Source organism: Serratia sp. 1D1416 (genome assembly GCF_003641105.1).
Classification (GTDB): Bacteria; Pseudomonadota; Gammaproteobacteria; order Enterobacterales; family Enterobacteriaceae; genus Serratia; species Serratia ficaria.
Window position 1 is genome coordinate 5,539,596 of sequence record NZ_CP032738.1, and the last position, 12,452, is coordinate 5,552,047.

At 62.7% G+C, this 12,452-nt stretch carries 3 protein-coding genes and 10 pseudogenes; 7 read left to right on the top strand and 6 right to left on the bottom strand.

Features of this window, described 5'->3' with window-relative positions; all coding sequences use genetic code 11:
• Nucleotides 1-60: 60 nt before the first annotated feature.
• A pseudogene (locus tag D7I37_RS26860) lies at nucleotides 61-598 on the bottom strand (GNAT family N-acetyltransferase).
• Between the two features lie 169 nt (nucleotides 599-767).
• On the opposite strand from D7I37_RS26860, the gene D7I37_RS26865 reads away from it, so the two are divergent.
• From D7I37_RS26865 to D7I37_RS26875, 3 genes and pseudogenes are all read left to right on the top strand, one after another.
• Nucleotides 768-2,012 (top strand): DUF1479 domain-containing protein, encoded by a 1,245-nt coding sequence (locus D7I37_RS26865; RefSeq protein ID WP_061795704.1) that lies wholly within the window; start codon nucleotides 768-770, stop codon nucleotides 2,010-2,012.
• A 105-nt stretch (nucleotides 2,013-2,117) separates the two neighbouring features.
• Nucleotides 2,118-3,796: pseudogene (locus D7I37_RS26870) on the top strand (LytS/YhcK type 5TM receptor domain-containing protein); the annotation flags it as partial.
• 7 nt (nucleotides 3,797-3,803) lie between these two features.
• Nucleotides 3,804-4,534: pseudogene (locus D7I37_RS26875) on the top strand (LytR/AlgR family response regulator transcription factor).
• A gap of 4 nt (nucleotides 4,535-4,538) precedes the next feature.
• Here D7I37_RS26875 and D7I37_RS27785 read toward each other — a convergent pair.
• Nucleotides 4,539-4,867: pseudogene (locus tag D7I37_RS27785) on the bottom strand (DUF2502 domain-containing protein).
• Nucleotides 4,868-5,258: 391 nt separating this feature from the next.
• Here D7I37_RS27785 and D7I37_RS26885 point away from each other — a divergent pair.
• A pseudogene (locus D7I37_RS26885) lies at nucleotides 5,259-6,512 on the top strand (OFA family MFS transporter).
• A gap of 16 nt (nucleotides 6,513-6,528) precedes the next feature.
• Here D7I37_RS26885 and glk read toward each other — a convergent pair.
• A pseudogene (gene glk, locus D7I37_RS26890) lies at nucleotides 6,529-7,476 on the bottom strand (glucokinase).
• A 329-nt stretch (nucleotides 7,477-7,805) separates the two neighbouring features.
• On the opposite strand from glk, the gene D7I37_RS26895 reads away from it, so the two are divergent.
• Together D7I37_RS26895 and D7I37_RS26900 are read left to right on the top strand one after the other, a co-directional pair.
• Complete coding sequence (locus D7I37_RS26895) at nucleotides 7,806-8,306, top strand: hypothetical protein (protein WP_129544726.1); 501 nt, start codon at nucleotides 7,806-7,808, stop codon at nucleotides 8,304-8,306.
• A gap of 40 nt (nucleotides 8,307-8,346) precedes the next feature.
• Nucleotides 8,347-9,042, top strand: a complete 696-nt coding sequence (locus D7I37_RS26900; protein ID WP_129544727.1) for a chloride channel protein — start codon at nucleotides 8,347-8,349, stop codon at nucleotides 9,040-9,042.
• On the opposite strand, the pseudogene D7I37_RS26905 reads toward D7I37_RS26900, so the two are convergent.
• Nucleotides 9,039-9,727, bottom strand: a pseudogene (locus D7I37_RS26905) (aspartate/glutamate racemase family protein). The gene D7I37_RS26900 and the pseudogene D7I37_RS26905 overlap by 4 nt on opposite strands.
• Before the next feature lie 36 nt (nucleotides 9,728-9,763).
• Nucleotides 9,764-10,036: pseudogene (locus D7I37_RS26910) on the bottom strand (PACE efflux transporter); the annotation flags it as partial.
• Between the two features lie 172 nt (nucleotides 10,037-10,208).
• Between D7I37_RS26910 and D7I37_RS26915 the strand changes: the two are divergent.
• A pseudogene (locus D7I37_RS26915) lies at nucleotides 10,209-11,091 on the top strand (LysR family transcriptional regulator).
• Here the strand turns inward: D7I37_RS26915 and D7I37_RS26920 are convergent.
• Nucleotides 11,067-12,451, bottom strand: a pseudogene (locus D7I37_RS26920) (alpha-keto acid decarboxylase family protein); the annotation flags it as partial. The pseudogenes D7I37_RS26915 and D7I37_RS26920 sit on opposite strands and share 25 nt — an antisense overlap.
• Nucleotide 12,452 lies beyond the last annotated feature (1 nt).

Here is a 12,452-nt window from a genome sequence, read left to right on the forward strand (position 1 = left end):
AGGTCGAATATCGAACATATCGCAGCGGCGACGGCATTGTCGATACCCGCCGCAATATTTTTATTTTCCCGCCCGGAACTCCGCCGCCAACAGCCCGAACAGCCAGTCGGCGTGCCACTGCCCCCCCAGGCGGAAATTATCGCGCAGCGTGCCCTCCAGCTGAAACCGCAGGATCCCAACAGCCGGCGCGAGGCGATGTTGCCGGCGGTTACGGTGGCGGTCAGCTTGTGGAAGCCGCAGGCGTTGAAGCCAAAATCCAGCACCGCCCGCAGCGACTCCTTGCCGTAGCCCTTGCCGTGCCCGGACGGCAAAATGCCGTACCCACCTCCGCCTGTTGGCACGGCAGCCACATCGGCCGAAAGCCGGTGATGCCCACCGCCTCCCCGCCGGCCTTTTCACGCATCACCAGGCACAGCCACTGCTCCCCATGCTTATGCCACTCCGGCAGGCGCGCCTCAAAGCGCGTGCGGATTTCCTCCTCGCTGCGCGGGTCGGAAATATAACGGATCACCTCGGGATCCTGATTCAGCCTTAAAAACAATGGCCAGTCATCACGGGTCATGGACTGCAGGGTCAAACGTTCCGTACTCAGCTTCATGCAAAATCTCCGAAAAACGAAAAAGAGGAACTTACGAATGAAAGATATCCCTTTATTTTCCTCGATTAAATCCAGATAATCATTAACGATAAAACCACAAAACCATAACGTCTAACCTCGTCCCCTACAACTGCCCGCCGCCGTGCGAACGCGGCATGAGGAGAACACCATGGCTTCATTACGCATCGACGACATCCCGGCAGCGATTAAAAGCGTCAAACAGCAGCTGCGCCAGGCGTTGCCCAACTACCGCGAGGTGTTTTTGGCGCTGGAAGACAATATCCGCGGCCAGGTGGAACAGATCCGCCAGGAGCTGGCCGCCGGAGAAAATCCGGTGCCGCAAATCGACGCCGAAGACATTCTGCAGCAGCGCGTCAGCGAGCGGCAAAAAGCGCTGATCAAACAGCGCGGCGCCTGCGCCATCCGCGGCGTCTTTCCGCGCGCCAGGGCCGAAGCCTGGAACCGCGAGGTCGGCGATTACCTCGATCGCAATAACTTCGTCGAACGGCTGAAAAACGCCGCCGAAGACAACTACTTCGGCAAGCTGGCCGCCAGCAAGCCGCAGATCTACGGCATCTACTGGTCCAAACCGCAGGTCGAAGCGCGGCAGGATGCGCGCATGCATGCGGTGCAGGTGTTCCTCAACAGCCTGTGGGAAACCGAAAGCAACGGCAAACAGCACTTCGACCCGACGCGGGTCGCCACCTATGCCGATCGCACCCGCCGCCGCCCGCCGAACTCGTCGTCGCTGGGTTTGTCGCCGCACGTCGACAGCGGCACCATCGAGCGCTGGCTGGACGAAAACTTCCGCTACGTTTACCGCCACGTGTTCTCCGGCGACTGGCAGCGCTACGATCCTTTCGCCGCCGACGGCCGCACCGAGGTGCGCGAGATCGCCTCGCCGGCGGTGTGCTCGATGTTCCGCACCTTCCAGGGCTGGACGGCGCTGACGCCGCAGCGCACCAACGCCGGCACGCTCAACCTGGTGCCGGTCGCCAACGCCATGGCCTATGTGCTGCTGCGCGCGCTGCAGGACGACGTCGCCGACGACGATCTGTGCGGCGCGGCGCCGGGCCGTGCGCTGTCGATCTCGGAAAAATGGCATCCCCTTTTGCTCAGTGGGATTTCCCCTATTCCCGACCTGGAGCCGGGCGATACGGTGTTCTGGCACTGCGACGTGATCCACGCGGTGGAAAACGAACATAACGGCGAGTTCGACAGCAACGTGATGTACATCGCCGCCGCGCCGGGCTGCGCGAAGAACGACGCCTATCTGCAGCGCCAGCTGCCGAGCTTTATCGCCGGCAAGACGCCGCCGGATTTCGCCCCCGATGACTTCGAAGTGGACTTCGTCGGCCGCGCCACGCTCAGCCTGCTGACCCCGCTGGGCAAACGGCAGCTCGGCGTTAACTGACCGCCGGCCCGTGGCGCGCCCCCGACGCCACGGGTCTGTTTCGCTGTGATATACTGCCGCCATCTGTCCGCCGCAGCGAGAGCCCGTCGTGCACCCTTTTTTGAAATGCTGTTAGCGGTGTTTGATCGCGCCGCGCTGATGTTAATCTGCCTGTTTTTCCTGACCCGCACCCGGCTGTTCCGCCAACTGCTGCAGAAAGAAGACCATACGCCGCTCGAGCTGGGCATCGTCACGGCGATCTTCTCGCTGTTCGCGCTGTTCAGCACCTATTCCGGCATCAACGTCGAAGGCTCGCTGGTCAACGTGCGGGTGATCGCCATCATGGCCGGCGGCATCCTGTTCGGCCCCTGGGTGGGCATCATTACCGGCATCATCGCCGGGGTGCATCGCTATCTGATCGACATCGGCGGCATCACTTCGGTGCCTTGCCTGATCACCAGCATCATCGCCGGCATCAGCGCCGGTTACATCAACCTCAAGGTAAAGAAGGAGCAGCGCTGGCGCGCCGGCATCATCGGCGGCATGCTGTGCGAATCCCTGACGATGCTGCTGATCGCGCTGTGGGCCACCCCGACCTCGCTCGGGCTGGACATCATCTCGCAGATTGCGCTGCCGATGATCCTCGGCACGGTGTGCATCGGGCTGATCGTGCTGCTGGTGCAGAGCGTCGAGGATGAAAAAGAGGTGATCGCCGCCCGCCAGGCCAAGCTGGCGCTGGATATCGCCCATAAACCCTGCCCTACTTCCGCAACATCAACAACGAGTCGCTGGGCACCATCTGCAACATTATCCGCCAGGACATTCAGGCCGACGCGGTGGCGATCACCGATACCCACCGGGTGCTGGCCTACGTCGGCGTGGGCCAGGAAGCCTACCCGATCGGCCGCGAGGGGCTGAGCCGCGTCACCCGCGAGAGCATCCGCCACGGCAAGATCATCATCAAGAATAACCTGGAGAACCCGGCCACGCCGCAGATCCACTCGCAGCTGGTGGTGCCGCTGTGGGAAAAGGGCGAAGTGACCGGCGTGCTGAAGATTTACTACTGCCACGCGCACCAGATAACCAACACGCTGAAGGTGATGGCGGTCGGCCTGTCGCAGATCATCTCCACCCAGATGGAGGTGTCGCGCATCGAGCACCTGCGCCAGATGGCGGACAAGGCTGAAATGCGCGCGCTGCAGAGCAAGATCAATCCGCACTTCCTGTTCAACGCGCTGAACGCCATTTCTTCGTCGATTCGGCTCAATCCGGACACCGCCCGCCAGCTGATCATCAACCTGTCGCGCTACCTGCGTTACAACCTGGAGCTGAACGACGAACTGATCGACATCCGCAAGGAACTGCACCAGATCCAGGACTATATCGCCATCGAACAGGCGCGCTTCGGCGCCAAACTGACGGTGATTTACGACATCGACGACGATATTTCGGTGCGCATTCCCAGCCTGCTGATCCAACCGCTGGTGGAGAACGCCATCGTGCACGGCATCCAGCCCTGCAAGGGCAAAGGGGTGGTGGTGATCGCGGTGAAAGACGGCGGCGATCGGGTGAAGATTTCGGTCAAGGACACCGGGCACGGCATCGACGGGGAAACCATCGCCCGGGTGGCGCGCAACGAAATGCCGGGCCACAATATCGGCCTGCTCAACGTGCATCACCGGGTTTCGCTGCTGTACGGCCAGGGCTTGCGCATCCGCCGCCTGGAGCCCGGCACCGAAATCGCCTTTTACATCAGCAAAAACGGCGGCAAGCTGCCGGCGGAACGCGGCGTCTTGCCGGCCGGGAGGCCTCATGAAAGCCATCATCGTGGAGGACGAATTCCTCGCGCAGGAAGAGCTCAGCTACCTGATCAAAAGCACAGCAACATCGCGATCGAAGCCACCTTCGAAGACGGCCTGGACGTGCTGAAGTACCTGCAGAATCATCAGGTCGACGCCATCTTCCTCGACATCAATATTCCGTCGCTGGACGGCGTGCTGCTGGCGCAGAACATCAGCAAATTCGCCCATCGCCCGTCGATCGTGTTCATCACCGCCTACAAAGAGCATGCGGTGGAGGCATTCGAGATCGAGGCGTTCGACTATATCCTCAAGCCCTATCACGAGGCGCGCATCGTCACCATGCTGCAAAAGCTGGAGGCGCTGCACAACCGCCCGCCAGCGCGCCGGAGCACAGCGCGGCGCGGGGCGCGGCGGCCACAGCATCAACCTGATTAAAGACGAACGGATCATCGTTACCGACATCAACGACATCTACTACGCCGCCGCCGACGAGAAAGTGACGCGGGTCTACACCCGCCGCGAAGAGTTTGTGATGCCGATGAACCTCACGGAGTTTTACGGCCGCCTGCCGGAGGAGCATTTCTTCCGCTGCCACCGCTCCTACTGCGTCAACCTGTCGAAAATCCGCGAGATCGTGCCCTGGTTCAACAACACTACATTCTGCGGCTGAGCGACCTGGAGTTTGAAGTGCCGGTCAGCCGCAGCAAGGTGAAGGAATTCCGCCAGCTGATGCGCTTGTAGCCCGTTACCAGCGCGGCCCCGGGCGATGGTAATAGCCTGGCGGCGGCGGGGCGGCATGCGGTAGTGCGGCCGTCCGCGCCATTCGCGCCGCGGCGGCTCATAGTAGATCACCGCGGCGGCGGCCCGTAATAGTGGCCGCGCGGCCGTTGATAGACGCGATGCTCAGACCACCAGCGCGGATCGCGCCAGCGGTAACCGTCCAGTAGTGGCCGCGATTGTCGCGGTCGCCGATATGCAATGACAGACCCGGAACGTTAACGCCGATCGACACTCCGGCGTGGCTCGCAGCGGCAGCGCCAGCAGCGCCGCCAGTAACAACAGTGTTTTTTTCATCTCAAGGACTCCTGCAGAGCGGAACCTGTCCGTTCCCGGATAACATAGGCCGCGCCCGCCGCCGCTCTATAGGAGCAAGGCCGATTTACGCCTTCCAGACAAATCCTTCACAATCTCGCCACAATCCATCACCGCCGATTCACAATAAATCGTTGATATATTTGATGTAGATCACGTGTCACTCGCTGCATTTCACACCCGTTTCGGCGCTAAAACGGCAACTCATGCAGCGCCAGATGCATTTCATTCCGCTGCCGCCGTGCAACTCATTCCCGATCCGCCGTTGGCTGGTACTCCCCCCATATAATAAACCCATACCGCGGGCCCCGATTTCCCGCAAATTTCCGCCAACGGCTGACGCCCGGCAACACACACAGGAAGGAGACCGGCCATGAACACCAAACCGGCAAATCGCAGCTTAATCGTTCTCGGCACCATCATCTGTCAGATGGGTCTGGGGACCATCTATACCTGGAGCCTGTTCAACCAGCCGTTGGTCGACAAGTTCCACTGGGGCCTGGCGGACGTCGCCACCACTTCTCCATCACCAGCTTCTTCCTGGCCTTCGCCACGCTGTTCGCCGGCAAGCTGCAGGAACGCTTCGGCATCCGCAACCTGACGCTGTGCGCCGGCGTGCTGGTCGGCCTGGGATTGATCGCCAGCGCCCACGTCAGCTCGCTCGACATGATTTACCTGCTGGCCGGCGTGGTGGTGGGCTTCGCGGTCGGCATCGCCTACATCTCTACCCTGTCCAACCTGATTAAATGGTTCCCGGCCAACAAGGGGCTGATTTCCGGCATCTCCGTCGGCGCCTTCGGCAGCGGCAGCCTGCTGTTCAAATACGTCAACGCCGCGCTGATTGCCGACGTCGGCGTCTCCGGCGCCTTCTTCTACTGGGCGCCATCGTGATGGCCTTGATCGTGCTGGGCTCGCTGCTGCTGAAAGAGCCGGTGCTGGCCAACCAGCCGGCGCAACGCAACGCCAACGGCCTGGGCAACGACTTCAGCGTGCGCCAGATGCTGGCCACCAAGGAAGCCTACCTGCTGTTCATCATTTTCTTCGCGGCCTGCATGAGCGGCCTGTACCTGATTGGCATCGTGAAAGACATGGGCGTACAGCTGGCCGGGATGGATCTGGCCACCGCCGCCAACACCGTCTCTGCGGTGGCTATCTTCAACACCGCCGGCCGCATCATCCTCGGCACCCTGTCCGATAAGGTGGGCCGCATGCGCGTTATCAGCTTCACCATGCTGGTGACGGTGCTGGCGATCGTCGCGCTGAGCTTCCTGACCCTGAACCATACGCTGTTCTTTATCTGCGTCGGCGCGGTCGCCTTCTGCTTCGGCGGCAACATCACCGTATTCCGGCGATTGTCGGCGACTTCTTCGGCCTGAAAAACCACAGCAAGAACTACGGCATCATCTACCAGGGCTTCGGTCTGGGCGCGCTGGCCGGTTCGTTCGTCGCCAAATACTTCGGCGGCTTCCACGCCACCTTTATGGTGATTGGCGTACTGTCGGCTGCATCACTGCTGATTACCCTGTTCATCAAGGCGCCGAAGGCGGTGGAGCAGGAAGAGGAAGGCCGCCAGGCGGCGGAGCTGGCAAAGCCTGATACGCCGAAAAGACAAAAGGGCGCAGCCTGACGGCTACGCCCCTTTTTTACGCGTCGAACGTTACAGATGCATGCCCAGCGTCTGGCGCAGGTGGGCGCCCGCCCCCAGCAGGCCCGGCTGGCCGTGGGTGATCATGAACACCGGATGTCGCGCACGTAATCCCGGAACCGCCTTTGTCTTCGAAAGCGGCGCGGAACCCGGAGGCTTTGAAAAACTCCATAAAGCGCGGCACGATGCCGCCGGCGATATACACGCCGCCGAAGGTGCCGAGGTTCAGCGCCAGGTTGCGCCAAAACGCCCCATGATCACGCAGAACAGCGACAGGGCGCGGCGGCAGTCGATACAGCTGTCGGCCAGCGCGCGTTCGGTGACGTCCTTCGGCTCCAGCTTCTCCGGCAGCGGGCATCCGCCTTGACGATGGCGCGGTACAGATTGAGCAATCCCGGACCGGACAAGACCCGCTCGGCGGAAACGTGCCCCACTTCGGCGCGCAGCACCTCCAGAATGACGTCTTCTTCTTCGCTGTTCGGCGCAAAATCGACGTGGCCGCCCTCACCCGGCAGGCTGACCCAGCGGCGGTTGACCTGCACCAGATGGCGACGCCCAGCCCGGTGCCGGCGCCGTAAACCGCAATCGGCTTGTCGTGCTGCGCGCTGCCGCCGCCAAACTGCAGCACGTCGTCCGGCGACAGCATCGGGATCGCCATCGACACCGCGGTAAAGTCGTTGATCACCTCCAGGTGGCTCAGCCCCAGGTTGGCCTTCATCTCCTTGATCGAGAACGCCCAGCTGTGGTTGGTCATCGCCACCCAGTCTTCGGTCACCGGGCAGGCGATCGCGATGCAGGCGTCCTGCACCGCGATACCCCGTTCTTGCAGATAGTGGCGGATCACCGCCTCCAGGCTGTCGAATTCGAGGCCGGAATAGGTTTGCCTGGGTAATTTCACCCGTCGCAACAGTGCACAGCGCCAGGCGGGCATTGGTGCCGCCAACATCACCTACGAGGGCATAGGTCATCGATATCTTCTCCGCAAAATGAAAAATAAAAAGCTGCCCACACTGTAAAATCCCGCTGCGAAAACAACAATCACCATCCTCCGGTCTGCCATCCATTAGCGATCTCGATCACAAAAAACGTTTCAGCCTGGCGATGTCGCCGCGGTTTGAAACAAATTGCGGCAAAAAAACGCGCGGCGGCGGCTGTTAACCGTCATCGGCGCCGGGCAATATCAATGCGTGCCTGCCGGCCGATTGTCTGGCAAGCTGTGGTCACTTCCAACCGCCCGCCGCCCTGCCGTTCAGGGGCCATAGACAAGGATCATTCATGCTGCACCCGCGCGCCAATGCCATGTTGGCCTTCGCTCTGCCCGCGCTGATTATCGGTTCCGCCTCCAGCCTGGTGCTCATTCTGGTGATGAAGTTCGCCGAAGCGCTGCAGCGGCTGCTGTGGGTCAACATTCCCGCCGCGCTGAACATCGATAGCGCTTCCCCCTGGTGGCTGCTCGGCATTCTGACGCTGGCCGGCGTGGCGGTCGGGCTGATCGTGCGCTACATGCCCGGCCACGCCGGGCCGGATCCGGCGACGGAATCGCTGATCGGCATGCCGTTGCCGCTGGCCGCGGTGCCCGGCCTGGGGCTGGCGTTGATTATCGGGCTGGCCGGCGGCGTCAGCCTGGGGCCGGAGAACCCGATCACCGCCATCAATATCGCGCTGGTGGCCGCAGGCTCTCGCCTGCTGCCGAAGGTGCCGCGCATGGACTGGATCATTCTGGCGGCGGCGGCACCATCGGCGCCATGTTCGGCACCCCGGTGGCCGCGGCGCTGATTTTTTCACAAACCCTGGCGGGCAATAATGAGGTGCCGCTGTGGACCGGCTGTTTGCGCCGCTGATGGCCGCCGCGGCCGGCGCGGTGACTACCCAGCTGTTTTTCACCCCGAATTTCGCGCTGCGGCTCGACGCCTACGACATCACCCGGCTGCCGGACATTTTCAGCGGCGCGGTGGCGCTGATCGCCATCGCCCTGGCATGGTGCGCTGTGGTGCTTTCCCCACGCCCATCGGCTGTTCCACTCGATAAAAAATCCGGTGCTGATGCTGGGGCTGGGCGGTTTCGCGCTCGGCGTGCTGGCGTTGTTCGGCGTGAGATCACCCTGTTCAAGGGGCTGGATGAGATGAAGCGCCTGGCCGCAGACGACGGCTATTCGGTGGCGGCGTTGCTGACCATTACGCTGACCAAGCTGGCGGCGCTGGTGATCGCCGCCGCCAGCGGTTTTCGCGGCGGTCGCATCTTCCCGGCGGTGTTTGTCGGCGTGGCGCTGGGGCTGATGCTGCATCAGCACGTGCCGGCGGTGCCGGCGGCGATCACCGTTTCCTGCGCCATCATGGGGCTGGTGCTGGTGGTCACGCGCGACGGCTGGCTCAGCCTGTTCATGGCGATAGCGGTGGTGCCGGACCTGCACCTGCTGCCGGTATTGTGCGTGGTGATGCTGCCCGCCTGGCTGGTGCTGGCGGGCAAGCCGTTGATGCTGGTGAACAAACGCCAGCCGCCGCGCGGCGACTAGGCCAGCGCATACTCCGCGGCGGCGCGCGCATGGATGGCGGTGGTGTCGAACACCGGCACCGAGGCATCCTGCGCGCCGACCAGCAAACCGATCTCGGTGCAGCCGAAGATAATGCGTTCGCGCCCTGTTGCTCTAAATCGCTGATAATGCGGCGATACTCCGTCGCGCGACGCATCGCGAACTTTCCCCAGACACAGCTCTTCGTAGATTATGCGGTGGACGATATCGCGATCGGCGGCGACCGGCGTCACCACCTCGATACCATGCCGCTGCTGCAAGCGGCCGCGGTAAAACTCCTGCTCCATGGTGAAGCGGGTTCCCAATAGCCCGACGCGGCGAATATCCTGCTGCCGCACCTGCCCGCCCGTGCGTCGGCGATGTGGATCAGCGGCAGGCCGGCCAGCTCAACCGCCTCCGCCACCTTGTGCATGGTGTTGGTGCAAATCACCAGCGCCTCGGCGCCGGCGCGGCGCAGCGAGACGGCGGCGGCGGCCAGCAGTTGCCCGGCCCCTTCCCAGTCGCCCTGATGCTGCAGGCGTTCCACCTGCTGGAAATCGACGCTGTAGAGCACGATTTTGGCCGAATGCAGACCGCCGAGGCGCTCCTTCACCTGTTCATTGATCATGCGGTAATAAGGGATGGTCGATTCCCAGCTCATGCCGCCCAGCAAACCCAACACTTTCATCGCTCTTTCTCCGCGTTATCAGACTATCCCCTGACATTACCTGAGGAGCCGCAGGTTGGCGACGGCGCCGGAATTGAGCGGCTGACGCGCCTCGAACCAGCGCTGACGCAGCGTATCGTACAACCAGTTGAAACATGGTGTACGGCAGGAAGAACAGGAAGAAACCAAGTTCCAGCATAAAGGCCCGCACCAGCGTAATGCTCAGCATCCAGGCGGCGATCGGCACGCCGATCAGGATAAAGCCGGCTTCGAAACCGACGGCGTGCAGCACCCGCACCTTCAGATTACGCCCATTACCGGCCACAGTTGTAGACCTTGAGCCATGGCTTCGAAGCCGACGGCGTGGACGATACGTTCAATGAAAGACTTGTTTGCAGTTGCATACATCACCTGTGTTCTGACGGATATCGTGAAAGCCAGGTGATTATCATCGTTTTTTCGGTAGATTAAAAATATGTTCCATCGATAAAATAGATAGTTTATGCGCTATTCTCCCGAAGCACTTCAGGCCTTCGTTGAAGCCGCCGCCCTTGGCTCTTTCTCCGCGCGGCGCGCAAGCTGCGCAAGAGCCAGTCGACATCAGCACCGCCATCGCCAACCTGGAGGCCGATCTGGCGCTGACGCTGTTTGATCGCAGTTCGCGCCAGCCGGTGTTGACCGCCGCCGGCCACAAGGTGCTGGGCCACGTGCGGGAAATACTCGCCGCCGGCGAGCGGCTTGACGCGCTGAGCATCCGGCTGGCGGGCAATGTCGAACCGCGTCTCAGCATGGTGTTCTCCGATACCTATCAACCCAAGCACCATGACCGCCTGATGCAGCACTTCGAGCGGCGCTATCAGGATATCGAGCTGGAGTGGATGATCGCCGAAGAAGGCGACGTGATCGATCTGCTGCAAAGCGGCCGCGCGCAGCTGGGCATGGTCGAGGTGCAAAAACACTACCCGCCGGATATTGCTTTCGCCCGGCTGCCGGAACAAACGGAGATGGGCCTGTTCGTCGCCCACCGCCATCCGCTGGCGCAGGTTACCGCCCTACGCCGGATCAGCTATCCGGCACCCGACAGCTCACATTGAACACTATACCGGCAGCGACGCGACGCGCGCCGGCGGCCTGGTGTGGTCGGCGCCCAGCTATCTGCTGCTGTTGGAAATGGCGGAACAGGGGTTCGGCTGGGCGGTATTGCCGCACTGGCTGGTGCGGCAATACGGGCACGGCAAGCTGACCGAGCTGGGCCGCGCGGCTGGCCCAGGCTGATTTCGGTGGATGCGGTGTGGTCAAAACTGACCCCGGGGCCGGCGGGGTATTGGATGCTGGAGCGGCTGCTGGAAAGCGATGAACATCAGGCCGCGGCGTTGCGTGACTGAATGGCGCGCGAAACGGTATCCAGCAGCTCCGGAATATCCATTTTCGGCAACACCACTTCGATAAACGCCAGCTGGCGGCTGTCCGCCACCTCGCGCAGCGCCTGGCGCAGCTGCTCCGGCTCGCTGACGCGCAGGATGTTCACCGGGCGCTGGCCGCCAGCGCCTGCGGCAGCTGCGTCCAGTTCCACTGGGCGATGTCGTTGTAACGCTGTTCCGGCCCGTGGATCGCCCGTTCGACGGTGTACCCCTGGTTATTCAGCAGGAAGATCACCGGCTTCAGGCCGTCGCGCAGCATAGACCCCAGCTCCTGCACGGTGAGCTGCGCGGCGCCGTCGCCGATCACCAGCAGCACCCGCCGCTCAGGCTCGGCGGTCTGCGCGCCAAACGCCGCCGGCAGGGTATAGCCTATCGATCCCCACAGCGACTGGACGATAAACCGGCATCCCTGCGGCAAGCTCAACCCGGCGGCGCCAAAGCAGGCGGTGCCCTGATCGGCGATCAGCATATCGCCCGGCCGCAAGAAATCCTGCAGCTGTTGCCAGAAGCCGTGCTGATCCAGCCCGGCGTCGCCGGCGGCCGGCAGCGACGGGCGGGTCATCGGCGGCAGTTGCCACCGCTCAGCCAGCGACAGGCTCAGCTGATGCAGCGCGTTAACCGCAGCGCGCATCGGGATCTGGCCGAACACCTGCTGGCCGACCCGCGCCTCGAACGGCTGGACGTCGATGCACTTCTCCGGCGGCAGGTTATGGCTGAAGCCGGCGGTGATGGTGTCGGTGAAACGCACCCGACGTTAATCACCACGTCCGCATTCTCTATCAACTGTTTGACCTGCGGATCGCTGGCGGCGCCGGGTATAGGTGCCGATAAACCCGGCGCGGGTCTCGTCCAGCACGCTTTTGCCCAGCAGCAGGGTTGAATGCGGCATCGCCACCTCATTCATCCAGCGGTCCAGCGCCGCTTCGGCGCCAAAGCGTTCCGCCAGGAAATCCGCCAGCAGCGACACCCGCCGCGCACCCTGCAGTTTTTCACGCGCCGCGGCGATAAAGGCCTGCAGCGACGTCTGCGACAGCCTGGCCTGCCGCAGCATCAGCGGCGCCGGCCGGGAAGCCAGCGGCGCTTCCGCCACGTCGCTCGGCAACATCAGATACACCGGGCGATGCTCAAACAGCGCGGTGGTCAGCAGGCGATCGATTTCCGCTGCGGCGTTGTCGGCGGTCAGGTTGGCCTGCGCCACCGTCACCTCCCGCGCCATGCGGGCAAAATGCCCGAAATCGCCATCGCCCAACGAATGGTGCAGCAAATCACCGGCTCGCTGGGCGCGCAGCGCCGGCGTGCCGACCACGTGGATCACCGGCAGATAT